The following is a 23,894-nucleotide window of genomic DNA, read 5'->3' as shown; positions in this document are numbered from 1 at the left end:
TGTCCCCGGCCGCCGGCCCTTGCAAACGCGGGGGCCGGGCGCCATGCAGATTTCCATGGACCTGCATCATCCCGATCATCCGGCCTTCGATCCGGACACCCAGCGCCGGCATGACCGCCGGCGCCTGCTGTGGGCGCTGAACCTCAGCCTGGCCTTCGTGCTGCTGCTGGCGGTGGTGTTCTCGGCGCAGTCGAGTTTCAACTGGGCGCCGTTCGCCATCGCGCCGCTGCAGGTGCAGGGCCTCATCGGCATCCTGACCGCACCGCTGCTGCACGGTTCGGTCGAGCACATCGCCGCCAACGCCACCGCCCTGCTGATGCTCGGCACCCTTGCCGGCGCGGTGTATCCGCGTGCGACCGCCTGCGCCGTGCCGCTGGTGTGGCTGGGCGCGGGACTGGGGCCGTGGCTGCTGGGCGATCCGGGTTCGCATCACCTCGGCGCCAGCGGCCTGACCCATGGCCTGATGTTCATGATCTTCATGCTCGGCATGCTGCGCCGGGACCGCGCCGCGATCGCGGCCGGCATGATCGCGTTCCTGTTCTACGGCGGCATGGTGCTGAGCATTTTGCCGCAGGAACCCGGCGTGTCCTGGCAGGCGCACATGGGCGGCGCCGTCGGCGGCTTCATCGCTGCGATCCTGTTCCGCCGGCTGGACCCGCCACTGCCGCGCAAGCGCTACAGCTGGGAGGACGAGGAAGAATCGATCGCGCCAATCGACGACGAACTGGAACCCCCGGCGCCGCGCGAGGTGCCGGTGCTGTGGGTGCGCCCGCAGGACGACGGCGTGCGCGGGGTGGTCCTGCGCTTTCCGCCGCGAGAGCCGCCGGGGCAGTAGGTCGTTTGCCTGTTGGGGCGATTCCACTGCGATCGGTTTGTTGTTCGAGCGGGTCGGGAATCGCGACTGACGTCGCTCCCACATGATGGGATTCTCGGCATTGTTCCTTGTGGGAGCGACGTGAGTCGCGAGCTTTTGACTCCTCGGACGAGACGGGATTGTCGCGACTTACGTCGCTCCTACAAGGATGGATTCGTGGCACCGCTTTCTGTAGGAGCGACGTAAGTCGCGACAGCCTTTCGATGGAATGGCGAAACGCCGTCCATATCCAGGCCGCAGTCCAACCCCATGTCCTGCCGTCATCCGAACGGACATCCGGGGGCGCATGACAGTCATCGCATGACCTTCCCTTGCGAAGTAACGACGCCGCCCGGACATTCATCGCCATCGCGATTCGCGTCGCTTCCTCAATATGAAAGTAATCGTATAGTGACGGCCCCGCTTGGAGTCGCGATGAAATGAGCAGATTGATTCGGTCAGGGTGGTTGGCGCTGGCTTTCGCTTTCTCGGTCGGCGCCGTCGAAACGCAGGCCGCGCAGGCGAAGGACGATTCGGGATATCGAGTGATCGGCTACGTCTCCGACGGCGAGAAGCTTCCGCCGATCAGCGCGCGCAAGCTGGATGTCATCAACTTCGCCTTTGCCCACGTCAATCCGCAACACGAGGTGTTCCTGCCCCGCGAAACCGCGGCGCGCTCGCTGGCGGGACTGACCGCGCTGCGCAAGGACAATCCGGATCTGAAGATCGTGCTGTCGATCGGCGGCTGGGGCGCGGGAAATTTCTCCGAAGCGGCCGCCACCGAAGCGGCGCGTGCGCGCTTCGCCGACACCGCGGTGGAACTGGTGCGCCGGCATGATCTCGATGGCGTGGACATCGACTGGGAATACCCCGGCCATCCCGGGCCGGGCATCAGCTACAGCGCCGACGACAAGGCCAACTTCCCGCTGATGCTGGAGGCTGTACGCACGAAACTCGACGCGCTCGGCAAGACCCAGGGAGATCGGTATTACCTGCTGACCATCGCCGCGGCCGACGGTGACGCGGCGCGCGGCCTGGACATCCCGCGCATCTCGGCGATCCTGGACTGGATCAACCTGATGACCTACGACTTCTACGGCAGCCTCAAGCGCACCACCGGCCACCACGCCGGCCTGCGTCCGTCGCGCACGGCCGAGCCGGGCAGCCGCAACACGGTGCAGGCGGTGGAGGAATTCCTCGCCGGCGGCACGCCGCCACGCAAGCTGCACGTCGGCCTGGCATTCTACGGCCGCACCTTCGACGAGGTGACCGACGGCAACAATGGCCTGGACCAGCCGTTCGCCAGCGGCGGCGGCTTCATTTCCTGGCGGGAGATCGCCCGTTCACGGCTGAACAAGGAAGGCTATGTCCGCCATTGGGACGACCAGGCACAGGCGGCGTGGCTGTGGAATCCGACGCTGCGCAAGATGATCAGCTACGAGGATCCGCAGGCGCTGAAAGCCAAGGTGGCCTACGTGCGCGAGAAGGGCCTGGGCGGCGTGATGTACTGGGAGCAGAGCAACGACCCGGACGAGCAGCTGCTGGATGTGACCCGCGAAGCCCTGTTCACCGACACGCCCGCGAAACGCTGAACCGCGGAAATGCCTTCTTGTGGGAGCGACGTGAGTCGCGATGGTGGTTTCCGGAGCCGATGCGCCGGAAGGCGTCGCGACTCACGTCGCTCCCACAGGGAAGGGTCGTGAGAATCGGATGCAATGCAACACCCGAATCGCCCGTGTAGGAGCGACGTCAGTCGCGACAGCGGTTTCCGAAGCCGATGCGCTGGAAGGCGTCGCGACTCACGTCGCTCCTACAGGGAAGGGTTGTGAGAATCGGATGCAATGCAACACCCGAATCGCCCGTGTAGGAGCGACGTCAGTCGCGACCGCGGCTTCCGGAGCCGATGCGCTGGAAGGCGTCGCGACTGACGTCGCTCCTACAAAAAGCGATGGCATCCCGCTCCGCCGGTTGGACGGCGGAGCGGGCGTTTCCTCAGAACTTCATCGTGAATTCGGCGCCGACGGTGCGCGGTTCGTTGATGAATCCGGTCAGGTTGTTGAAGTCGATCGCGCCGACGATGCGGGTCTGGTCGGTGATGTTGCGGCCGAACAGTGCCACTTCGTAGTCACCGTAGTTCCAGCCGTAGCCGATGCGCAGGCCGCCTTCCAGCGAGGACTTGCCGGTGAATTCCACCGACTCGTACAGGAAGAAGTTCACTTCGCTGCGATAGGCCCAGTCGGTGTAGAAGTACAGCTCGGCACCGTCGCCCATCGGCACGCTGTAGCGCGCGGTCAGGTTGTGCACCCACTTCGGCGCCTGCGGCAGCGGATTGCCGTTGATGCGGGCGAAGCCATTGACGATCGGATCGGTGACCGTGCAACCGCCGCCGCACGGGGCGACGCCAAGATCCGCATCCTTGATCTCGGTGTCGTTGTAGCTGCTGCCGAAGGTCACCAGCAGGTTGTCCAGCACGTAGGCTTCCAGATCCAGCTCGAAGCCCTGGCCGATGGTCTTGTCGGCATTGAGCAGGTTGGCCTGGTTGGTACCACCGCCGACCGCGATCAGCTGCTGGCCGTCGACGTTGTAGCGGAACACGTTGAAGCCCACGCGCGCGCGCTTGTCCCACAGGTCCGCCTTGACGCCGGCCTCGTAGGAAATCACTTCCTCCGAATCGGCCTTGGTCACGGTGCCGAAGGCCACGCGGCCCTGGATCGACGGCGCGCGGAAGCCCTTGGCGACGCGGGCGTAGAAGTTCACGTTGTCGTTGAACGCATAGACCGCGCTGCCATCCCAGCTGACATCGTCCACGTCGGTGTGCTCGCGGAACGGACCGCCGACCGGCGAACCGCCGGGTACCGCCTGCAGCACGCTGGCGCTGAAGTCCTTCTTGTCCTGGGTGTAGCGCACGCCGCCGCGCAGCTTCAGCTTGTCGGTGGCCTGGTACTCACCGGAGGCGAACACCGCCCACGCCTTGTTCTCCTGCTCCTGGATCGCGTGGCCGCTCTGCGGATTGCCCGAGGCCAGCGAGTCGTAGTTGAAGCTGTCGATGCGGATGTCTTCCTTGAACCAGAACAGGCCGGCCTGCCAGTTGAACTTGCCGGCGTAGTCCGATTCCAGGCGGAACTCCTGGGTGAGCTGCTTGTGGTGCGGCAGGCCGTCGGCCGATTCGGACGGGAAGCGCGCGCCGATCAGCGGCTGGCCGGCGTCGATGCCGTCGGCCGGGTTGAAGTCGAAGGTGTACACGTAGCCGCCGTCGATGTCGCCGCGGTTGAGCGATTCGGCGGTCTCGTAACCGGTGATCGAATACAGGTTGTAATCGCCCAGATCCCAGCGCAGGCGGGCGCTGCCGCCCCAGGTGTCGAGCTCGGAGAAGTTCACGCCATCCGTGTACATCTTCTCCTTGTCGAAACCCGGCACGAAGTCATTCGTGCCCGGCTTGATGATGTTGGCGCGGAACAGGCGGGCGGTGCCGTTGAGGTGGCGCTTGTGCAGGTTGAACAGGCCTTCGAACGCGTCGCCCTCGTACAGGAACTGCACGCGCGCGGCGGATTCGTCGTAGCCCTCGGCACCGCGATCCGGGCCGGCCGGGTTCTGGTTCGTCACCCAGTCTTCCTTGCGCTGGTACAGCGCCGACACGCGCGCGGACCAGCGCTCGCTCAGCGGACCGCCGATGGCGCCCTCGAAATTCCACATGTTGTCGCTGCCGTAGGACAGCTGGGCATAGCCGTCCAGCTCGCGGGTCGGCTTGGCCGATTCGAACTTGACCACGCCGGCCGGGGTGTTGCGGCCGAACAGCGTGCCCTGCGGACCGCGCAGCACCTCGATGCGCTCCAGGTCGAAGATCGGGAAGCCCTTCAGCAGCGGGCTTTCCTGGACCACTTCGTCGTACACCAGCGAGACCGGCTGCGAGGCGTTGAGATCGAAGTCGGTGTTGCCCAGGCCGCGGATGTAGAAGCGCGGGAACGCGCGGCCGTAGGAGGATTCGATGTTGAGGCTGGGCACGCGCGCGGACAGGAAGCGGATGTCGTTGCCGCCGGAACCGAGCACGTCCAGCTTCTCGCTGCTGACGCTGGAGATGGAGACCGGGACGTCCTGGATGTTCTCGACCTTGCGCTGCGCGGTCACCTGCACGGTGTCCAGCGTGGACGCTTCGGTCTTGGGAGCGGTGGTGGCTGCTTCCTGGGCGAGCACACTGCCGAACGGCAGCAGCGCGGCGATGGCGAAGGCAAGGCGGTGCGGCCGCACGGCGGTGGAGCGGAGTCGGGACATGGCGATGGCTTTCCGGTGGGTGGTCGGGAGCGGCGGGCGCCGCCTAGCATGCGAATGTTGCATTACAGCAACAGGCGGGGCAATGGCCGGAAGTCCTGTTCATGCCGAAGGTAACGGCAATCCCGCCGCCCCGCGATGGCGGTCGCGTTCCGACCGTACCGGGCAGGACTTCCGGGTATGTCGCAGGCGGGGTCGCGCGGCTAGACTCGCGGCTCTTTCCACCCCCGGACACCCCTCATGAGCCAGTGGTATTTCCATAGCCCCAATGATCAGCAGCGGGTCGGTCCGCTGGACGACGAAGCCGCCCGCCGCCACGCCCAGCTCAACCCCGGCGCGCTGGCCTGGCGCGAGGGCATGCGCGAGTGGAAGGCGGTGCGCGAGGTGCCGGAACTGGGCGGCGGCGCCAGCACCCCGCCGCATGTGCCGCCGCTGCCGGGTTCCGGCGGACGCCGCGGTGCCGACGAGATCGATTTCCGCATCGTCGGCCACGACATGCAGTTCGTCGAGGTCGAGCTGGATCCGGGCGAGAGCGCGATCGCCGAAGCCGGTGCGCTGATGTTCAAGGACGGCACGGTGCAGATGGATACCGTGTTCGGCAACGGCTCGCACAGCGGCCAGGGCGGCGGCTTCATGGACAAGCTGCTGTCGGCCGGCAAGCGCGTGCTGACCGGCGAGAGCCTGTTCACCACGGTGTTCACCCATACCGGCACGGGCAAGGCCAAGGTCGCGTTCGCCGCGCCCTACCCCGGCACGGTGCTGGCGATGAAGCTGGACGAGCACGGCGGTCGCCTGATCTGCCAGAAGGACAGCTTCCTGGCCGGCGCGCGCGGCGTCAGCGTGGGCATCCACTTCCAGCGCAAGATCCTCACCGGCCTGTTCGGCGGCGAGGGCTTCATCATGCAGAAGCTGGAAGGCGACGGTTGGGTATTCGTGCATGCCGGCGGCACCGTGGTCGAGCGCGAGCTGCAGGCCGGCGAGCGCATCGACGTGGACACCGGCTGCGTGGTCGCCTACCACGCCAGCGTGAACATGGACGTGCGTCCGGTCAGCGGCATCAAGAGCATGTTCTTCGGCGGCGAGGGCGTATTCCTGGCCACCCTGACCGGTCCGGGCAAGGTCTGGATGCAGTCGCTGCCGTTCTCGCGCCTGGCCGGCCGCATGCTGCAGGCCGCGCCGCAGACCGGCGGACAGGCGCGCGGCGAAGGCTCGGTGCTGGGCGGGCTGGGCCGGATCCTGGACGGCGACAACAGCTTCTGAGCAGGCGCCGGCGGCGGGAGCGCAACCACTCCGCCGCCCCCGGAGCCGGCTGGCCGCCAGGACAGCCTCGGGCAACCGGAGTCGCCGGTTGGAAGCCATTGAACCGCCGCGCGGTATCCTGCGCCGTCGATTTCCACTCCACCTGCACATTCATGAATCCGCTCCGCCCTCGCCTTTCCTGGCTGCTGCCACTGGTGCTGCTGGCCGCCTGCGGCGGCAATACCCGGCCATCACCACCGCCCGCCGCGGTGACGCCGGTCGCGCCGGTACCGCCACCGCCGCCGGTGAAGGTCGGCATCGCCCTGGGCGGCGGCGCGGCCAAGGGTTTCGCCCACATCGGCGTGATCAAGATGCTCGAGGCCAATGGCATCCAGCCGGTGGTGGTTTCCGGCACCAGCGCCGGCAGCGTGGTCGGCGCGCTGTACGCCAGCGGCATGGATCCGTTCCAGATGCAGAAGCAGGCCTTCGCGCTGGATGAAACGAAAATCCGCGACGTGCGGCTGTTCTCCGGCGGGCTGGTGCAGGGCCAGGCCTTGCAGGACTACGTCAACGACCTGCTGGGCAAGCGTCCCATCGAGAAGCTGAAAAAGCCGTTCGCCGCCGTCGCCACGCAACTGGAAACCGGACAGCGCACCGTGTTCGTGCGCGGCAATGTGGGCCAGGCGGTGCGCGCCTCCAGCAGCATCCCCGGCGTGTTCGAGCCGGTGGTGATCGGCAAGTCGACCTACGTCGACGGCGGCGTGGTCAGTCCGGTGCCGGTGGATGCCGCGCGCCAACTGGGCGCGGACTTCGTGATCGCCGTGGACATCTCCACCAAGGCGCCCGGCACGCGGCCGGGCAGCATGCTCGGCATCGTCAACCAGTCGATCACGATCATGGGCCAGAAACTCGGCGAGCAGGAGCTGGCGCGCGCGGACATCGTCATCCGGCCACGGGTCAACGAGATTGGTCCTGCGGATTTCGAGCAGAAGAACAACGCGATCCTGGAAGGCGAGCGCGCGGCGATGGCGGTGATGCCGCAGATCCGCGAAAAGCTGCAACGCGTGCAGCGCGAGCGCCTGGCCGCGCACACGGCGAAGACCGCGCCGGTCGTTCCGCCCAAGCCCGCGGACTGCGACGACGAGGGATTCCGCCTCGGCAAGCTGTGGGGCGGCAAGAAGAAATGCGAGTAGAGCGGAGCTTGCTCCGCTGAGCGTTTCCGGACCGGCGCCAATGCTGGGCAAGCTCGGCATCTACATGATGCCGCGTACCCGCCGCTAAGCCACCGCGCGTGCCAGGTTTTCCCTTGCGCGGGTTTCCAGCCGGTCGTGGAAATATGGCGTCGTGTACAGCCGTGGCCGCTCCAGGAATCCCTGCAGGATGGCGCGCCGCTTGCGCCGGAACAGCCAGCCGGGCACGAAGGCGTATTCACGCCGGATCTGCGCTTCGTATTCGGCGAAGCGCGCCGTGTCCGCACCGAGGATGCCCAGATCGATATCCACCAGCAGCTGCGCGTCGGCATCGGCGGGAACCGCGTCGTGCCGGGTGGCCATGATCAGCGCATGCACGCGATCGGCGACCGCGCATTCCACCTCCGCGTCCAGCAGCGCCTCACGCGCCCAGTCCGCGCTGCGTGCCTCGTTGTCGGATCGCTTCACGTCGTAGATGGCGTCGTGGAACCACAAGGCCAGCGCGATCTCATCGGGATGTGGCGCCAGCGCGCGCGCCTGGTCGAAGGCCGCCAGGCATTCGCCGAGGTGTTGCAGCGTGTGGTAGTGGCGATGCGGTTCCTGGTAGCAGGCCAGCAGCCGCTCGCACCACGCCAGGTCATCACCGACCGCGCCGACGCCGCGCCATGCGCGCTGCCAGGACGATTGCAGATGCTGTTTCATCGTGCGAAGTCTACGCCTCTTGCCCACGCGTGATCCGCCCGCATCTCTGCCATCGAATCCCCCGCCGGAGTTCCCGCCGCATGTCCGTTTCCTCCCCTGCCGACCTGGCCGCCATCAACCACAAGATCGTCGCCGCGGGCGAAGTCCTGCCCGCGGTCACCCTGAAGGACGGCAGCCGCGTGCAGACCGGTACCGTGGCCACGCTGCTGCACAACATCACCCTGTACAACGCGGGCGAACGCGGCCGGGTGGAAACCGAACTGGCCGCCGCCATCCCGACCCTGTTCAAGGTCGGCCTGTTCGATCTGTTCCCGCCGGCCGAATGGATCGCCGGCGACAATCCCGGTCGGCGCCACGTGGGCGAACTGGCATTGGCGCACCGGGACGGCGCGCGCGTGGAAAGCGGCGACGCTTGACCGCGCGGGAGACGCCATCCGTCTAGAGCAGGCGGATCCATTGCCGCAGCACGGCTTCGAACGCGGCCTGGCGACGGCGCAGATCCGCCATGTCGGCGAAGACCACCCGCGCGCGATCCGGTCCCAGCCATTCCAGCAAGCCGTCGGGATCGTCAATCGCGGGTTTTCGCTCCGGCGCCCGCGTCTTCGCGCCCAGATGCAGGATCACGCCGATGCCCTGTTTCGCACGCAGGTGGGTGGTGGCGAAGTATTCGTCCAGGCGCCAGCTTGGCGCATTCCATTTGACGCCTTCGGCGATACGCGCGTCCACGCCGGTGATGATCCGGCGCAGCGCTTCCACTTCCGCCTTGCAGGGATGATCCAGCGCGGCCATGTAGGCATCGACGGCGTCCGTGGTGTCGGTGGTCTTGCGGTGCATGGCGGCGACGCTCCTGTCACCCGGGATCGGGCCCACGGATTATTCCGGTTCCACCCGGCGCAGGTCATGCTGCGCCCGCGCTTCGGCCAGTGCGGCGTGGTGGCGCTCCGCCCAACGGTCCAGCCCGACCAGCGTGCGGTCCAGCGAACGCCCCAGGTCGGTCAGGCGATATTCCACGCTCGGCGGCACCGTGCCATGGTCGATGCGTTCGATCAGGCCGCTGCGCTCCAGTTCGCGCAGGTTCTGGGTCAGTACCTTCTGCGACACGCCGTCGATGCGCCGAAGCAACGCGTTGTTGCGCACCGGGCCGCGCGCCAGTTCGGTGAGGATCGGCAGTGCCCACTTGCCCGCGAGCAAGGTCATCACCGCCTGCGACGGGCAGGCGCCGCTTGCGGTTTCCGGCTGTTCCGGCAGGGCTGGCTGAGCGCTGTCCACAGGCACCTCGAAGTGCGTACTTGTACGGTAGCCAGTGTGTGGTCAGGCTGGGCGCCCTTCAAGTGAACCGGAGTCCGCGATGGCGTGGTGGCTGCTGATCCTTGCCGGCCTGATGGAAATCGTCATGGCCGGCGCGCTCAAATCCGCGCAGGGATGGACGCGTCCCCTGCCCGGCGTCATCGGCATCGTCGCGGCGCTGGTCAGCATCTTCCTGCTGACCCACGCCATCCGCGATCTGCCCACCGGCACCGCCTACGCGGTGTGGACCGGGATCGGCGCGATCGGCGTCGCCGCGCTGGGCATCTTCGCCTACGGCGACAGCCCGTCGCCGGCGCGGCTGGGCTGCATGGCGCTGATCCTGCTCGGCATCATCGGCCTGCGCTGGCTGGAAGCGTAGGACGCGCGCCTACGCTTCGTAGTCGTCCAGGTACACTGGCGGCAGCGCTTCGGCCTCATGCAGCCATTCGCGCACGGTGGGCCGGGACAACAGGCGTTCGCTCCAGTCGCTGGCATGCGGCCAAGCGCTGGCGTCGACATCGTGCGCGAACAATCGCCACAGCACCGGCACGAACGCCAAGTCCGCCAGTGACAGCGCGCCACACAGATAGGGCCCGCCGCTGTGCACCAGCGCCTGCTGGCAGGCGGCCAGGATGCGTCCAGCCTCGGCCTGTTCCTGCGTGGTCATGCGCCGCCGTTGCGGATAGAAAGCGCTTTCGAACGACAGCCGGCCACATAGTCCGGACAGGCCCGAATGCACCCAGGCGAGCAACGCTCGCGCCCGTGCGCGAGCGAGGATGTCGGCGGGCAGCAGTGGCGAAGCACCCAGTTCACTGGCGTATTCCATGATCGCGAGCGAGTCGTAGATGACGGTCTCGCCGTCCACCAGCACCGGCACGGCGGCCGGCGGCGAGAACACAGCGATGCGAGCGAGGTTCTCGAACCGCTGCGGCTTGCGGATGTCGACGATGCGTTCCTCGAACGCGATGTCCTGTTCGCGCAGCGCCAGCCACGCGCGGAACGCCCAGCTGGAGGCGTTGCGGGTGCCGCTGTAGAGGATGCGGCTCATGCGCCGAGGTCGCCGTAGGGTCCGGCCACGACCACGACATAACCATCCGGATCACGCAGCCAGATCTCGCGATGCTGCGCGTTCGGATTGACCTTCGGTCCTTCCAGCACCTCCGCACCGGCCTGTTCCACGCGCCGGATCGCGGCATCGAAGTCATCGGCCAGGAACCACAGCAGCACCCCATTGCCGGGCGCAATATCCGGCTGGCCCAGATGCGGGTGCGCATGCGCTTCCCAGCGGTGCAGTTGCAGGATCATCTTGCCGTCGGCCATCAGCTGTTCGTACTCGTCGCCGCCGTGACCGCTGTCCAGGCCAAGCGCGGCCTGGTACCAGCGCCGGCTGGCCGCAACATCCCGCACCGCGATCAGTGGCTGCGGTTTCATGCCGTCGCCTGTGCCAGACCATGGCCGCCGACGGGCGCGGTCTCGAAATGTTCGCCGAAGCCGGCGATCAGCGGCTTGGCGCGGGCGATCACCTGTTGCACCGCCGGCAACGACAGGGAGGCCTTGTGGCTGGCGGCGCTGTCCCAGACCTCGGTGATCCAGATGCCATCGGCGTCGGCCGGGTCGCGCGCGACGATGTAGCTCAGGCAACCGGGCATGGCGCCGACTTCCTCCAGCATCAAGGCGATCAGCGCTTCGCGCTGGCCGCCCACCGCTTTCATCTTGCCAATCAATCCGTACATCGGGGGTTCTCCATGGATATGGGCCGGCAGTCGTGCGGATACGAGCATCAGTGCCGCGCCGGTCCCGGCCAACAGATCGCGGCGTTTCATTTCACGGCTCCAAAGGCTTTCGATCGGAGGGATGGTTCACGCCATCCTCGACCGGCACTTCGCCCAGTGCGAACGGGTTGACGCCATCCAGGCAACCGACGTTGTAGCCGTATTCGTTGGGATCGGAGCGGCGCTGGTGGTGCGTGTAGATGCCGCAGCGCGAACAGAAGTAGTGCCGCGCGACCTTCGTGTTGAACTGGTACAGGGTCAACACGTCCCCGCCCTGCATCACCCGTAGGCCGGACAGTGGCACCGAAGCGACGATGGCACCCTTGCGTCGGCACAGCGAGCAGTCGCAGCGGCGCGGTTTGACGATGCCGTCTGGCAGATCCAGCTCCAGAACCACCGCGCCACAATGGCAGCGCGCGCGATGCGTGGCCTGGATGGGTACACCGCCGACTTCCCGGATCATGCCGTGCCTGCCTCTCGTTCCGACGCGCCGCGTCGCGGGGACGCCAGTTTATTACGATCGTGATGAGCGACGTGGTGGCGCATCAGGTATGGGTCAACATCAACCGATAGCCATCCGGATCGGCCAGCGGGAACTCGCCCCGCGGGCAATAGAACGGATGGCTCATCGGACCGACCGGCCACCCCTCGGCGCCCAGTCGCGCATGCACCACCGCGATATCGTCAAAGTACAGATAGAACAGGATTCCCTGCTTGCCCGCATCGACCGGCTCACTGGCCTTCGTCAGCATCAGCTGCCCTGCCCCGCCCTCCAGCCAGGCCCACACCGGCGCCCCATCGTTGTCGGTTCCGTCGGGCACATGGGTGTTGCGCAGCTCGAAACCCAGCCGCGAATAGAACGCCAATGAACGCGCCATATCGGTGACCTGGAGCATCGCGACCAGGTTGCGGAGCGAAACCGGAGGTGGAGCGCTCATCTCGGACTCCCTGCCGCGCGTGCGGCGTCAACGCTTGAAGTCGGTCGGACGCTCGAGCTGGTAGATGGCGTCCTGGATATCGTCCAGCTTCGTCACCAGCGCGGCCTGCGCGTCGTACAGGCCGCGATTGTAGTAATAGGCGCCGACCTCCCGGGAGAAGAAGTCGAGCAGGAACTCGGCGTCGAACCGGCCGATGGCCTGTTTCAGCTCTTCACTGAAGTACAGCTGGATCCGATTGACGATCAACGCCTTTTCTTCCGGGGAAAACCGGATTTCGCTCATGGTGTCCGCATCACTCTTCGAGGCGCGCGACCCGCGCCGGCAACGGGAAAGGAGATCGCCTGCGGCATGCGTCAGGGCTGCACCGGCAGGGTCGACTCACTCCACCATCATCATGCAACCGATCTCACGCAATGCGATCGGCATGCCCGCGCGGCTCCCGCGTCATACCTTTGCATCGGCTTCCGGCGGTTCCAGTCCCCGGAACATCACGTACGCATCCACCCAGCCCAACCGCTCGTGGCGGAACGCGCCGGGCAGTGTCCCGACGATGTCGAAACCGAGCCGGCGATAGAGTTCCACCGCGCCCCCGTTGGTACTGACCACGTAGTTGAACTGGATGCCGCGGAACCCGGCGGCGCGTGCACGGGCCAGGCTGTGCTCGACCAGTCGCCTGCCCACGCCCCGGCCCTGCATGGCGGGCGCGACCGCGTAGGTGGCGCTGGCGACATGCGCACCCCGCCCGGCGTGGTTGGCCCCCAGCTTGTACATGCCGATCACCTCGCCGCCCTGCTCCGCCACCGAGGCGGCATGGGCGCCGAACCAGTGCTCGCGAAAGGTGTCGCGATCGAAACCCTCGTCGAACGGCAGTGCGTCGCCCGGCGCGATCACCGCGCGGAAAATCGTCCACATGGCGTCGAGGTCGCCGGTCGTGGCGGGCCGGATGTGCAACGTATCCATTCAATCTCCCGGGAGCGTTCTCATGCCTTCGGCAGCGGCCAGCCACCGAAGGCTTTCACGGTGCGCAGCACGAAACTGGAATTCACGTCGGCGACGCCGCTGGCGTCGAGCAGCTTGTCCAGCAGGAAACGCGAGAAGTGTTCCAGATCCTGCACCACGACGTGCAGCAGGTAGTCCATGTCGCCGGTCAGGGCGTGGCAGGTGACCACTTCATCCCAATGCTGCACGTTGTCGGCGAACAGGGCGATGCCGCTCTGGCCATGCTTCTCCAGCTGCACGCGCACGAACGCCTGCAAGCCCAGGCCGACGCTCTGCGGTTCCACCCGCGCGGCGTAGCCGGTGATGACCCCGGCCGCTTCCAGCCGCTGGATCCGGCGCAGGCAGGCCGAGGCCGACAGGTTCACCTGGGTGGCGATGTCGGAGTTGGGGGCCCGGCCCTGCTGCTGCAGCAGGGCCAGCAGGCGCAGGTCGGTCCGGTCCAGGGTGACGGATTCGGCCATTTGTTGCCTCGCAACATGATTCTACGCAACAAGATTGCGCCAATGACCCCTATGTGCGCAACTTTGCAAGCCCATTGCGCGGTCCCGGCGCTAGCATGCGATCGCAGGACTTGCCCTGCCAGGAGCCCACCATGAACGAACCCCGCCGCGTCGAGCACCAGCAGACCGACAAGGGCTACGTGCCGGTCTACACGACCGCCGTGGTGGAGCAGCCGGCCGACTATCCGGCCGCCGACCACGACACCTGGGGCAAGCTGTACGAACGCCAGCGCCAGCTGCTGGTCGGGCGGGCCTGCAATGAATTCCTGCAGGCACAGGACGCGATGGGCATGACCCCGGACCGCATCCCGCGCTTTGACGAGCTCAACCGGGTGCTGAAGGCGACCACCGGCTGGACCCTGATCGGCGTCGAGGGCCTGCTGCCGGAACTGGACTTCTTCGATCACTTGGCCAACCGGCGTTTCCCGGTCACCTGGTGGATTCGCCGCCCCGATCAGATCGACTACATCGCCGAACCGGATCTGTTCCACGATCTGTTCGGCCACGTCCCGCTGCTGATGAATCCGGTATTCGCCGACTACATGCAGGCGTACGGCAAGGGCGGGGTGAAGGCGCACGGCATCGATCAGGAGGCGCTGGTCCACCTGACCCGGCTGTACTGGTACACGGTGGAATTCGGCCTGATCAACACGCCTGACGGACTGCGCATCTACGGTGCCGGCATCGTCTCGTCGAAGGGCGAATCGCTGTACTCGCTGGAATCGCCGGCGCCCAACCGGATCGGTTTCGATCTGGAGCGGCTGATGCGCACCCGCTACCGCATCGATACCTACCAGAAGACCTACTTCGTCATCGACAGCTTCGAGCAGCTGATGAACGCCACCGCGCCTGACTTCACCCCGATTTACGCGCGCCTGGCCGACCAGGAGGCCATTCCGGCCGGCGACGTGCGCGAGGGCGACCGGGTGTTCACCCGTGGCACCGGCGAAGGCTGGCTGGCCGACGGCGACGTCTGAACCGGCAGTCCGATTCCCCTGTAGGAGCGACGTCAGTCGCGACCGCACCATCAGGCCCGCCGCCTGTTTCCAACAGCGGGTTGGCTTCATGGTCTTCCAGGGATGCAGGTGGTCCGGAGACTTCGGTCGCGACTGACGTCGCTCCTACAGGGGAGGGCGGGACTCTAGAATGCACGCATGACGCATCTACCTCGCGCCACGCTGGCGCTGGCCCTTCTCGTCGCCTTGCCGGCGGCCGCGCAGGACACCGCGCGCACCCTGGACCGTGTCACCGTGCAGGCCGCTCGCCTGGAGGGTGTCTCGGCGTTCGACACGCCTGCCTCGCTCGACCTGATCGATCTGCGCGAGGATGCCGCCACCGCCGGGGTAAACCTGTCCGAGCGCCTGGGCGGCGTGCCCGGACTGCTCGCGCGTGACCGGCAGAACTACGCGCAGGACACCCAGTTGTCGATCCGCGGTTTCGGCGCGCGCGCGACCTTCGGGGTACGCGGGGTGCGGCTGTATGCCGACGGCATTCCGGCCACGCTGCCGGACGGGCAAGGCCAGCTGTCGCATTTCAACCTGATGGGTGCCGAACGGGTGGAAGTGCTGCGCGGTCCGTTCTCGGCGCTGTACGGCAATTCCTCCGGCGGGGTGGTGCAGTTGTCCAGCGCGCGCGGCGAAGCGCCAGGCGAACTTCGGGTGCGAGGCTCGGTGGGCAGTCACGCGACCCGCACGCTGGGCGCGCAATGGTCAGGCGCGCAGGGCGGGGTGCACTACAACCTCGCGGCCAGCATTTTCGACACCGACGGCTACCGGGACCACAGCGCGGCGCGGCGCGAGTCGTTCAACGGCAAGCTGGGTTTCGATCTGGCGGGCGAGGGCACGCTGGATCTGGTGTTCAACCATTTCGATTCGCCGCGCGCGCAGGATCCGCTCGGCCTGACCCGGGCACAGTGGCGCGCGGACCCGGCGCAGGCGATCGCCGCCGCGCACCAGTTCAACACCCGCAAGTCGGTGCGCCAGGATCAGCTCGGGCTGGTGCTGGATCAACCGCTGGCCGCCGGTCATCGCCTGCGCGCGACGGCCTATGCCGGCAGCCGCGATGTCGAACAGTTCCTGCCGCTTCCCGTCGGTGCGCAGGGCAATCCGCTCAACAGCGGCGGCGTCATCGATCTGGGCAATGACCAGGCCGGCATCGACGCGCGCTGGTCGTGGCAGGGCGAACTGGCCGCGCGGCCGTTCGAGGCCACCGTGGGCGTGAATGCAGACCGCCAGCGCCAGCACCGGCGCGGTTACGAGAATTTCATCGATGCGGAGTGGGGCGTGCGGGGCTGGCCGCGTCGCGACGAACGCAACCGGGTGGAGAACGTGGACCAGTATGCGCAGGCGTGGTGGCGCTTCGCCGATCGCTGGTCGCTGCTCGCCGGCGCGCGCCACAGCGCGGTGCGGTTCGCCTCGCGCGATCATTACGTCACCGCCACCAACCCCGATGACAGCGGTCGCGTGCGCTATGCCGAGACCACTCCGGTCGCGGGCGTGATGTTCGATGCCGGCGCCGACTGGCGCCTGTACCTGTCGAGCGGACGTGGTTTCGAGACCCCGACCTTCAACGAACTCGGCTATCGCGCCGATGGCGGTGCCGGGTTGGCGCTGGACCTGCGTCCGGCGATCAGCCGGCACTGGGAACTGGGCAGCAAATGGCGCTGGTCCGCCGGCGACCTGGCGTTCGCGCTGTTCCGCGCCGACACCGACGACGAGTTGTCGGTCGCCAGCAACCTGGGCGGGCGCAGCACCTATCGCAACGTGGGGCGTGCGCGACGGCAAGGCGCGGAGGCGAGCATGCGCGCGTCGTTCGGCGAACACTGGCAATGGCAGGCCGCCTGGACCTGGCTGGATGCCGAGTTCCGCGACGGCTTCCTGACGTGCGCACGCAGCGGTTGCGCCGTGCCGGACACGCCGGTGAAGGCGGGCGCGACGATTCCCGGTATCGCGCGCCAGCAGTTCTTCGGCCGGCTTGAATGGCGTTCGGAGACCTGGAGCGCGGCCGCCGAAGCCGTCGCCCAGGATCGGGTGAGCGTGAACGATATCGGCAGCGAGCAGGCCCCGGGCTACGCATTGCTGCATCTGGAAGCCGCGCGCCGCTGGCGATTCGGCGACGATATGCTGCGCGCGTTCCTGCGCGTGGACAACGCGCTGGACCAGCGTTACGCCGGATCGGTGATCGTCAACGAAGGCAACGGCCGTTACTACGAGCCCGGACCCGACCGTGGATTCCTGCTGGGCCTGGAGTGGCGCAGGATGCCCTGACGCCCCTCAGGCATCCGAAGGCGGCGGGCCGACCCGGCGGAAGTACGCCTCCAGGCCATGCTCGGGATCGTCGGCGAAGATCTCGCCGGTCTCATCCAGTTGAAGGATGCGGTCGGGACGGAAGTTGCGGAAATCGCGGCGGAAACGGCACCAGGCCCCGAGCGTCCAGCTGCCGCCCCAGAAGGCCAGGCACAGCGGCTCGATGTCGCGCCCGGTTTCCTCGCCGGAATGATCGGCGTAGCGGAACCGCAGCACCCGGCGCTGCTCGATGGCTTCGTGCAGACGATCCAGCAGGCCGGTGGATTCGAAGCGGTCCTTCAGTTCCGGCGCATAGATGCGGGTGCGCTGCGCACGCGCCTGCAGATCCGGCGGCAACACCGCCTGTATTTTCAGCAGTGCCGAGCGCGCGCCGACGGACAGGCGCTTGCCGCCGAACGCGCGGACGAAGCGCGTGCCGACCACCAGGGCTTCGAGTTCGTCGGCGTTGAACATCAGCGGAGGAATGTCCGCGCCCTTGCGCAGCAGATAACCGATGCCGGCCTCGCCTTCGATCGGCACGCCGGACAATTGCAGGTCGGCGACATCGCGATAGACCGTTCGCAGCGAGACCGCCAGGGTCTCGGCGAGGGTACGGGCGGGCAGGGCGGTGCGGCGTCCACGCAGGGCATGGATGATCAGGAACAGGCGGTCGGCGCGGCGCATGTCGGCATCATCCCTTGCCGGCGCCGGGGGACGCAAAGGGACGCGCGCATCTCACGCCTCCCCGCCGGGACGCGGGTCGCGCCCCATCCGCGAACGCGCGGTGGGCGCCAGCCGCAGCAACTCGGTGCGATGCGGCTGCGCGCCGATCCGCCAGGCGGCCTGGAGCTGGCGATCGCAGCGTTCGTGGGTGGCTTCGTCGGCGAACTGCAGGAGACAGGCGAACACGTGCTCGCCCTCGCGCACCGGCAGGGCGGCGTAGTCGTTCGGGGCGGTGCTGCTCACCAGCGTGCCAAGCACGCGCGCCTGCATCTCCTCCAGCCATGGCCGTTGTATCTGTTCGAAATGATCCCGCCACTCCTGGCTCACCGGCGCATCGAAATGGTGCAGGCAGATGACGACGCGGGCCTGCTCCGGCGCGGCCGCGTCCATCGCCGGCGGCGGCGCCGACACCCGCAACCCGGGGCCCGGATGCGCGGGCTGCAGCAGCAGCACGTTGTCCGAATCGATCATCGTCGCGTTGGCGGCATCGCGATTCGCGCGCCAGGCCTGTCCCTGGTAGAACCGCGCCAGTGCCTCCCGCCGCGTCGCCATGTCGGCGAATCCGCGCAACCAGACGAAGCGATCCGGATCGTCCAGATCGCGGAACTGGCCCAGCAGGTGCATCCCGGCCGCTTCCTGGGTTTCGATGAACTCGCGTTCGAACAGGGTGATCAGTTCGTCGCGCCGGCCCGGGTGCAGGGTGTACTGGCGCAATTCGATCACGCCTGGAACCGCGGTGGCGACCGGCGGGACAGCGAGGGGACGGGAAGGGCGGGCCGTCGTGGGGGAGAGGGTATCCAGCATCACGTCACTCCTGGCGCAGGGCATCGACAACGGCGGTGTCCATCTCGATCACCACCGACAGGTATTCCTCGATCAGATCGAGCACGGCCTGGCGCGGTCCCTCGCGCCATTGATCGCTGCCGTAGAAGGCGTCCTGCTCGCGCTGGCGCGCGTCCAGATCCGCGTAGGCACGGATCAACAGGTAGGACGTGCGGTCGTGCGGCGATGGGCCATGCCGGACCACGTCCATCGGCCAGCCGCGCAGCATCGGCATGACCGTGGCAGTGATCAGCTGGTGGAAGTCTTCGCGCGTGCCGGGGCGCAGGCGATAGCTGCGGAACTCGACGGCCCGGGTGGAAACCGGCGCGCTCATGCAGCCTCCCGGCTCAGGTACATGTGCCAGTTGGTTTCCCAGTGGCCGCCACGATCCGGCGAGAACGCCTGCTCCCAGTGCGCGCTGTCCGGCTGGATCTCGTGCCAGCGGAACCGCACCCACACCTCGCGGCCCTTGTGGCGATCGCGGCCATGGAAGGTGCCGACGCCGTTCTCGAATCGGCCGATCACCGGCGGTTCGAGCAGGCCCTGGAGGTTGTTGGCCCAGTACAGGCTCCACTGCCGCTGGAGCGGGTCGTACAGGCGCAGGGTCATGCCGCGATAGCCACCCGACCAGTCGGTGACGAACTCGTCCATGTTGCCGACGCCGCCCAGCACCGGACCGCATTGCTGGCGCGCCTCGAAGTGTTCCCATTCCTCGCACCCGGCCAACCGCTCCTTCAGCCGCACGTTGCGCACCCGCCAGCGGCCGTGCAGGAAATCGAAGTCGTGGCGGCCTTCCGCGGGCAATGGGTGGCCGGGCGACGCCGGATAGACAAGCTGGTCGCCGCTCACCAGGCTACGTCCCAGGCCGGCAACGTAGGCGTGGAAGGCGCGCGGCAGCAGGTCCTGGGCGCGCGCGGTCAGACTCCGGGGGCTCATGCGTATTTCCTCCTGAAAATGGCAGGGGTCCATCCTGATGCGGGGCTGCTGACAACGTGGTGTCAGCAGCCATCGACCTGCCGGAAGTCACGACTTGCGCGATGCCCGTGGCGTCCGCCAGCGGCGGCAGGCAGCATGTCCGCATGCGCGAACGCCTGAAGCTGCTGCTGCAACCCCTCAATCTGTCCGGCGTCCTGACCTGGGCGGCGGTGATGCTGGCGATGCGCGGTGAGACCGGCGGCCTCGACGGCCCGCGCCTGGGTACGCTGCTGGCGTTCCTGGCCGCCTTCCTGCTGCTGGATCAGCCCGGCGTCGGCCGGCGCCTGCGCGATGCGCTGTTGTGGCTGCAACTGCTGCTCGCCTTGCTCATGATCGAACTGGCGCCACGCACCGGAACCGCGCCGGTCCTGCTGGTGGTGGTCGCCGCGCAACTGGCGATGACCTGGCGCCCGCTGCATGCGCTGCTGGTGATGCTGGCGGCGAACCTGGTGTTCGGCCTGCTGATGGTCCGTGCCGGGCACGACGCGGCCTGGTTCATGGTCGCCATCTACGGCGGCTTCCAGGCCTTCGCCGCGCTGATCGGCCACTACGCGCGCAGCGCCGAGAACGCCCGCGATCGGCTGGCGCTGGTCAACGCCGATCTGCTCGCCACCCGCGCGTTGCTCGCCGACAGCGCGCGCGACGCCGAGCGCCTGCGGGTGGCGCGCGAGCTGCACGATGTCGCTGGGCACAAATTGACCGCGATGAAGCTCAACCTGCGCGCGCTGGCTTCCGATCCCGCGCTGGCCGGACGTCCGCAGGTGCGCTTGAGCGAGCAGCTGGCCAGCGACCTGCTGGAGGACATCCGCAACGTGGTCCAGGCGCTGCGCGATTCGCGCGGGCTGGATCTGGAAACCGCGCTGCGCGCATTGGCCGCGCCGTTGCCGCAGCTTCGCATGCAGCTGAACATCGGCGCGGACGCGGTGATCCGGAATCCGCAGCTGGCCGAGACCGTGCTACGGATCGTGCAGGAAGCCATGACCAACGCGGCGCGCCATGCCGGCGCGGCGACGTTGTGGGTCGAACTGCGGCGCGAGGGTTCGCGGCTGTGGCTGCGGATCGCCGATGATGGCCAGGCCCCGGCGCTGCTGCGCGAAGGCAATGGGCTGGCCGGCATCCGCGAACGGGTCGCCGCGGTCGGCGGGGATCTGCGCATCGGCCGCGGCCTGGCCGGCAACCTGGAACTGACCGTGGAGTTTTCTCATGAGTGATATGTCCGGATCCGCGATCGTGCGGGTCGCGCTGGCCGACGATCAGGCCCTGGTCCGTGCCGGCCTGCGCGCGTTGCTGGACGGGCCGGACGAAATCCGGGTGGCGTTCGAGGCCGAGGGCGGCGCGGAATTGCTCGAGCGGCTCGCCGATAGCCCGGTGGACGTGATCCTCAGCGACATCCGCATGCCCGGCGTGGACGGCATCGACGCGCTGCTGCGACTGCGCGCGCGCGGTGACCGGACACCGGTGCTGCTGCTGACCACCTTCGATGACGGCGACCTGCTGCTGCGCGCGGCCGAAGCCGGCGCACAGGGATTCCTGCTCAAGGACGCGGCGCCGGAAGACCTGCGCGCCGCTATCCGCCGGGTCGCCGCCGGCGACACCCTGCTGCAGCCGGTCGCCACCGATCCGGTGCGCGCGCGCTACCGGTTCCACGACGAGAGTCCGTCCAGCGATCGTTTCAGCGAGCGCGAAGTCGCGATCCTGCGCCTGCTCGCCGGTGGCTACTCCAACAAGGAAATCGCGCGCACGCTGTTCCTCGCCGAAGGCACGGTGAAGAACTACGTCTCCAACATCCTCGACAAACTCGGCACCCGCGACCGCACCCGTGCCGTGCTCAAGGCAATCACGCTGCGGATCATCTGATCGGACTCTCCTTGTGGGAGCGACGTGAGTCGCGACGATTCCGTGTCTGATTGGATGACGGTCGCGACTCACGTCGCTCCCACAAGTAAGGAATTCCCCGCTCAGGTCAACACCAGCACCGCCAACCCCGCCGCCAGCGCGGCCAGCAATCCAGCCGCGACGCGCATGCCGTAGGCGGCGCCACCACTGATCCAGGCGATCACCGATTTGGTCGCCAGGCTCGCGCCCAGCAGCGCCAGCATCAGCCAGCGCGCCTCGATGTCGCTCAGGCCGCCGCGGGCGAACTGGTTGGCCAGCGTCGCCACCGCCGCGTGCAATTCGGCGGTCGCCGAGATCACCGCCGCGGCCATCGCGCCACGCGGCCCGATCCATGCCGCCAGCGCGGCCGACACGAACGTCAGCACGGCCACCACCAGCGCGAATCCCAGCGCCTGTCCGAACCGGAACATCCGGCTTTCCGCGGTCGGCGGCGCGGCGGGATCGTCGCGTCCCGCGCGCAGGCCCAGCAGGCCGCCGGCCAGCAACACCGCGCCGATCGCGGCCAGCTCGGGCCACAGGTCGATGACCAGCGGCGGCGACACCGCCCACAGGATCGGCACGCACAGACTCAACGACGCCAGGTTGGAGAGCAGTGCCGCAGCCACCGTCGAGGACAGCAGCGCGGGGGTTTCCCGCGCCCGCTGGCCGAAACCGATCACCGCCGCGGTGGAGGACACATAGCCGGCGAAGAATCCCGCCGCGGCCAGGCCCCAGCGGTTGCCGATCAGGCGCAGCGCGACATGGCCGAGCGCGCTGACCGCCATCACCAGCACCACCAGCTTCCACAGGGTCGCCGGGTTGATGGCCTGGAACGGACCGATCGCCTCGTCCGGCAGGATCGGCAGGATCACCAGCGCCGAGGCCAGCAGCAGCAAACCGTCGAACACCTCGCGTTCGCTCAGCACCTGGCGGGTCAACCGGTGCAGAGGCTCCTTGGCGTACAGCAGCAGTGCAGCGACCACCGCCAGTCCGGTCGCCAGCGGCGGCGACTGCATCGCCAGCGCACCCAGCAGGGCGGTCAGGAGCAGGGCGACCTCGCTGGTCAGGCCGGCATCGTGGTCGCGCGTGCCCAGGTAGGCCAGGGCGGCCAGGACCACCACCCCGGCCAGAATCACCAGCAGCACCGGCAGGCCAAGCTGGGCGGCAACCGCCGCGCCCAGTGCGGTCAGGGCGTGGGTGCGCAGGCCGGCGATGGCGCGCGCCTCGCCCCCGGCGCGCTCGCGGACTAGGCCGATCAGCAGGCCCAGGCCCAGCGCCGAAGACAGGGAAAGCCATACCGCCGGGGGGGTCGGAATCAAGGTGTGCCCTCGGGATCCATGAAATTGGTCTTGCATTGGTCCGCAATGTCCGGACAATGCGCGGTTCTTCCGCCCGCCATCCTGCCATGCCCATGCCCACCGCCCATACCGTTTCCCTCAGCCGCTACCTGATCGAGGAACAGCGCGCCGGCCGCATCGACGCCGAACTGCGCCAGCTGATCGCGGTGGTCGCGCGGGCCTGCACCAGCATCTCCATCGCGGTCAGCAAGGGCGCGCTGGGCGGGGTGCTTGGCGACGCCGGCACCGGCAACGTCCAGGGCGAGGCGCAGAAGAAGCTGGACGTGCTGAGCAACGACATCCTGCTGGAGGCCAATGCCTGGGGCGGCCACCTGGCGGCCTGCGCCTCCGAGGAAATGGAGCACAGCCAGCCGATCCCGGACGCCTATCCGCGCGGCGGCTTCCTGCTGCTGTTCGATCCGCTGGACGGCAGTTCCAACATCGACGTCAACGTCTCGGTCGGCACCATCTTCTCGGTCCTGCGCAGCCCCGAGGGCGTGAGCCGGCCGGGCGACGAGCATTTCCTCCAGCCGGGACGCCGGCAAGTCGCTGCCGGCTACTGCATCTACGGGCCCAGCACGATGCTGGTGCTGACCACCGGCCACGGCACCCACGCCTTCACCCTGGACCGGGAACAGGGCGCGTTCGTCCTGACCCAGCGCGACATGCGCATCCCGGAGGACACCCGCGAGTTCGCCATCAACGTCTCCAACCAGCGTCACTGGGAGCCGGCGATGCAGGCTTACGTGACCGACCTCCTGGCCGGCAAGGAAGGCCCGCGCGGCAAGGATTTCAACATGCGCTGGATCGCCAGCATGGTCGCCGACGTGCATCGCATCCTGACCCGCGGCGGCATCTTCATCTATCCCTGGGATCGCAAGGAACCCGGCAAGCCGGGCAAGCTGCGCCTGATGTACGAGGCCAATCCGATGGGCATGCTGGTCGAGCAGGCGGGCGGCGCGGCCAGCACCGGGCGCGAATCCATCCTCGATCTGCAACCCGACCACCTGCACCAGCGCGTGCCGGTGTTCCTGGGCTCGCGCAACGAGGTGGAAGCGGCCGCGCGGTATCACCTCGAAGCCCGCTGATCCCGCACCTGACCTGTGGGAGCGACGTCAGTCGCGATACTTTC

Annotated in this window: 28 protein-coding genes; 11 read left to right on the top strand and 17 right to left on the bottom strand. The window is 67.8% G+C overall.

What is annotated here, in order from left to right; genetic code table 11:
• Positions 1-55 precede the first annotated feature (55 nt).
• Both FHW78_RS10435 and FHW78_RS10430 read left to right on the top strand, forming a co-directional pair.
• A complete protein-coding gene (locus FHW78_RS10435) occupies positions 56-835 on the top strand; it encodes a rhomboid family intramembrane serine protease (protein ID WP_183639911.1) in 780 nt (259 codons plus the stop codon).
• 458 nt (positions 836-1,293) lie between these two features.
• Complete coding sequence (locus tag FHW78_RS10430; protein WP_183639909.1) at positions 1,294-2,445, top strand: glycoside hydrolase family 18 protein; 1,152 nt, start codon at positions 1,294-1,296, stop codon at positions 2,443-2,445.
• A gap of 400 nt (positions 2,446-2,845) precedes the next feature.
• On the opposite strand, the gene FHW78_RS10425 is transcribed toward FHW78_RS10430, so the two are convergent.
• Complete coding sequence (locus tag FHW78_RS10425; protein ID WP_183639907.1) at positions 2,846-5,122, bottom strand: TonB-dependent receptor; 2,277 nt, start codon at positions 5,120-5,122, stop codon at positions 2,846-2,848.
• A gap of 237 nt (positions 5,123-5,359) precedes the next feature.
• Between FHW78_RS10425 and FHW78_RS10420 the strand changes: the two genes are divergently transcribed.
• The gene (locus FHW78_RS10420) at positions 5,360-6,379 is read left to right on the top strand and encodes a TIGR00266 family protein (RefSeq protein WP_183639905.1); all 1,020 of its coding nucleotides are present in this window, start codon (positions 5,360-5,362) and stop codon (positions 6,377-6,379) included.
• A gap of 152 nt (positions 6,380-6,531) precedes the next feature.
• Entirely contained in the window at positions 6,532-7,551 is a 1,020-nt protein-coding gene (locus FHW78_RS10415; RefSeq protein WP_183639903.1) for a patatin-like phospholipase family protein, read from the top strand.
• An 84-nt stretch (positions 7,552-7,635) separates the two neighbouring features.
• Here FHW78_RS10415 and FHW78_RS10410 read toward each other — a convergent pair whose 3' ends face one another.
• Positions 7,636-8,250 (bottom strand): N-methyl-D-aspartate receptor NMDAR2C subunit, encoded by a 615-nt coding sequence (locus FHW78_RS10410; RefSeq protein WP_183639901.1) that lies wholly within the window; start codon positions 8,248-8,250, stop codon positions 7,636-7,638.
• Between the two features lie 80 nt (positions 8,251-8,330).
• On the opposite strand from FHW78_RS10410, the gene FHW78_RS10405 reads away from it, so the two are divergent.
• On the top strand, positions 8,331-8,666 hold the full coding sequence (locus FHW78_RS10405) for a hypothetical protein (RefSeq protein ID WP_183639899.1): 336 nt from the start codon (positions 8,331-8,333) through the stop codon (positions 8,664-8,666).
• A gap of 22 nt (positions 8,667-8,688) precedes the next feature.
• On the opposite strand, the gene FHW78_RS10400 is transcribed toward FHW78_RS10405, so the two are convergent.
• Both FHW78_RS10400 and FHW78_RS10395 read right to left on the bottom strand, forming a co-directional pair.
• On the bottom strand, positions 8,689-9,084 hold the full coding sequence (locus FHW78_RS10400) for a DUF1801 domain-containing protein (protein WP_183639897.1): 396 nt from the start codon (positions 9,082-9,084) through the stop codon (positions 8,689-8,691).
• Between the two features lie 39 nt (positions 9,085-9,123).
• A complete protein-coding gene (locus FHW78_RS10395) occupies positions 9,124-9,519 on the bottom strand; it encodes a helix-turn-helix domain-containing protein (RefSeq protein WP_343205553.1) in 396 nt (131 codons plus the stop codon).
• 79 nt (positions 9,520-9,598) lie between these two features.
• On the opposite strand from FHW78_RS10395, the gene FHW78_RS10390 reads away from it, so the two are divergent.
• Positions 9,599-9,916: an SMR family transporter gene (locus tag FHW78_RS10390; protein WP_183639895.1), complete on the top strand. Its 318-nt coding sequence runs from the start codon at positions 9,599-9,601 to the stop codon at positions 9,914-9,916.
• A 9-nt stretch (positions 9,917-9,925) separates the two neighbouring features.
• On the opposite strand, the gene FHW78_RS10385 is transcribed toward FHW78_RS10390, so the two are convergent.
• From FHW78_RS10385 to FHW78_RS10350, 8 genes are all read right to left on the bottom strand, one after another.
• Positions 9,926-10,585 (bottom strand): glutathione S-transferase family protein, encoded by a 660-nt coding sequence (locus FHW78_RS10385; RefSeq protein WP_183639893.1) that lies wholly within the window; start codon positions 10,583-10,585, stop codon positions 9,926-9,928.
• Positions 10,582-10,968, bottom strand: a complete 387-nt coding sequence (locus tag FHW78_RS10380) for a VOC family protein (protein ID WP_183639891.1) — start codon at positions 10,966-10,968, stop codon at positions 10,582-10,584. The genes FHW78_RS10385 and FHW78_RS10380 overlap by 4 nt, the downstream gene beginning before the upstream one ends.
• Positions 10,965-11,360: a putative quinol monooxygenase gene (locus FHW78_RS10375; RefSeq protein WP_235996616.1), complete on the bottom strand. Its 396-nt coding sequence runs from the start codon at positions 11,358-11,360 to the stop codon at positions 10,965-10,967. Before FHW78_RS10375 ends, FHW78_RS10380 begins: the two co-directional genes overlap by 4 nt.
• A 1-nt stretch (position 11,361) precedes the next feature.
• Positions 11,362-11,772, bottom strand: a complete 411-nt coding sequence (locus FHW78_RS10370; RefSeq protein ID WP_183639889.1) for a GFA family protein — start codon at positions 11,770-11,772, stop codon at positions 11,362-11,364.
• Between the two features lie 82 nt (positions 11,773-11,854).
• Positions 11,855-12,247 carry a VOC family protein gene (locus tag FHW78_RS10365; RefSeq protein ID WP_183639887.1) on the bottom strand — a complete coding sequence of 131 codons (393 nt, stop codon included), beginning with the start codon at positions 12,245-12,247 and terminating at the stop codon, positions 11,855-11,857.
• A 27-nt stretch (positions 12,248-12,274) separates the two neighbouring features.
• On the bottom strand, positions 12,275-12,529 hold the full coding sequence (locus FHW78_RS10360; protein ID WP_183639885.1) for a DUF2164 domain-containing protein: 255 nt from the start codon (positions 12,527-12,529) through the stop codon (positions 12,275-12,277).
• Positions 12,530-12,691: 162 nt separating this feature from the next.
• Positions 12,692-13,207: an N-acetyltransferase gene (locus tag FHW78_RS10355; RefSeq protein WP_255443184.1), complete on the bottom strand. Its 516-nt coding sequence runs from the start codon at positions 13,205-13,207 to the stop codon at positions 12,692-12,694.
• Positions 13,208-13,227: 20 nt separating this feature from the next.
• A complete protein-coding gene (locus FHW78_RS10350; protein WP_183639883.1) occupies positions 13,228-13,707 on the bottom strand; it encodes an Lrp/AsnC family transcriptional regulator in 480 nt (159 codons plus the stop codon).
• Between the two features lie 131 nt (positions 13,708-13,838).
• Here FHW78_RS10350 and phhA point away from each other — a divergent pair, with 131 nt between their 5' ends.
• Together phhA and FHW78_RS10340 are read left to right on the top strand one after the other, a co-directional pair.
• Positions 13,839-14,723, top strand: a complete 885-nt coding sequence (gene phhA / locus FHW78_RS10345; RefSeq protein ID WP_183639881.1) for a phenylalanine 4-monooxygenase — start codon at positions 13,839-13,841, stop codon at positions 14,721-14,723.
• 177 nt (positions 14,724-14,900) lie between these two features.
• The gene (locus tag FHW78_RS10340; protein ID WP_183639879.1) at positions 14,901-17,012 is read left to right on the top strand and encodes a TonB-dependent receptor; all 2,112 of its coding nucleotides are present in this window, start codon (positions 14,901-14,903) and stop codon (positions 17,010-17,012) included.
• 6 nt (positions 17,013-17,018) lie between these two features.
• Here FHW78_RS10340 and FHW78_RS10335 read toward each other — a convergent pair whose 3' ends face one another.
• Genes FHW78_RS10335 through FHW78_RS10320 form a run of 4 tightly spaced genes read right to left on the bottom strand, consistent with a single transcriptional unit; the run spans position 17,019 to position 19,511 of the window.
• The gene (locus FHW78_RS10335; RefSeq protein WP_183639877.1) at positions 17,019-17,714 is read right to left on the bottom strand and encodes a YafY family protein; all 696 of its coding nucleotides are present in this window, start codon (positions 17,712-17,714) and stop codon (positions 17,019-17,021) included.
• 51 nt (positions 17,715-17,765) lie between these two features.
• Positions 17,766-18,557, bottom strand: coding sequence for an NIPSNAP family protein (locus tag FHW78_RS10330; protein WP_183639875.1), 792 nt, complete (start codon positions 18,555-18,557; stop codon positions 17,766-17,768).
• 4 nt (positions 18,558-18,561) lie between these two features.
• Positions 18,562-18,909: an NIPSNAP family protein gene (locus tag FHW78_RS10325; RefSeq protein WP_183639873.1), complete on the bottom strand. Its 348-nt coding sequence runs from the start codon at positions 18,907-18,909 to the stop codon at positions 18,562-18,564.
• Positions 18,906-19,511 carry a hypothetical protein gene (locus FHW78_RS10320; RefSeq protein ID WP_203322049.1) on the bottom strand — a complete coding sequence of 202 codons (606 nt, stop codon included), beginning with the start codon at positions 19,509-19,511 and terminating at the stop codon, positions 18,906-18,908. Before FHW78_RS10320 ends, FHW78_RS10325 begins: the two co-directional genes overlap by 4 nt.
• A gap of 143 nt (positions 19,512-19,654) precedes the next feature.
• On the opposite strand from FHW78_RS10320, the gene FHW78_RS10315 reads away from it, so the two are divergent.
• Positions 19,655-20,761, top strand: coding sequence for a histidine kinase (locus tag FHW78_RS10315; RefSeq protein WP_183641323.1), 1,107 nt, complete (start codon positions 19,655-19,657; stop codon positions 20,759-20,761).
• Position 20,762: 1 nt separating this feature from the next.
• Positions 20,763-21,407, top strand: coding sequence for a response regulator transcription factor (locus FHW78_RS10310; RefSeq protein ID WP_183641321.1), 645 nt, complete (start codon positions 20,763-20,765; stop codon positions 21,405-21,407).
• 101 nt (positions 21,408-21,508) lie between these two features.
• On the opposite strand, the gene FHW78_RS10305 is transcribed toward FHW78_RS10310, so the two are convergent.
• Complete coding sequence (locus FHW78_RS10305) at positions 21,509-22,744, bottom strand: DUF4010 domain-containing protein (RefSeq protein ID WP_183639871.1); 1,236 nt, start codon at positions 22,742-22,744, stop codon at positions 21,509-21,511.
• A 92-nt stretch (positions 22,745-22,836) separates the two neighbouring features.
• Between FHW78_RS10305 and FHW78_RS10300 the strand changes: the two genes are divergently transcribed.
• Positions 22,837-23,850 carry a class 1 fructose-bisphosphatase gene (locus FHW78_RS10300; RefSeq protein ID WP_183641319.1) on the top strand — a complete coding sequence of 338 codons (1,014 nt, stop codon included), beginning with the start codon at positions 22,837-22,839 and terminating at the stop codon, positions 23,848-23,850.
• Positions 23,851-23,894 lie beyond the last annotated feature (44 nt).

The sequence above is a fragment of the Pseudoxanthomonas sp. OG2 genome (genome assembly GCF_014192765.1).
Taxonomy (GTDB): domain Bacteria; phylum Pseudomonadota; class Gammaproteobacteria; order Xanthomonadales; family Xanthomonadaceae; genus Pseudoxanthomonas_A; species Pseudoxanthomonas_A beigongshangi.
This window is presented reverse-complemented; position numbering and strand designations above follow the sequence as displayed.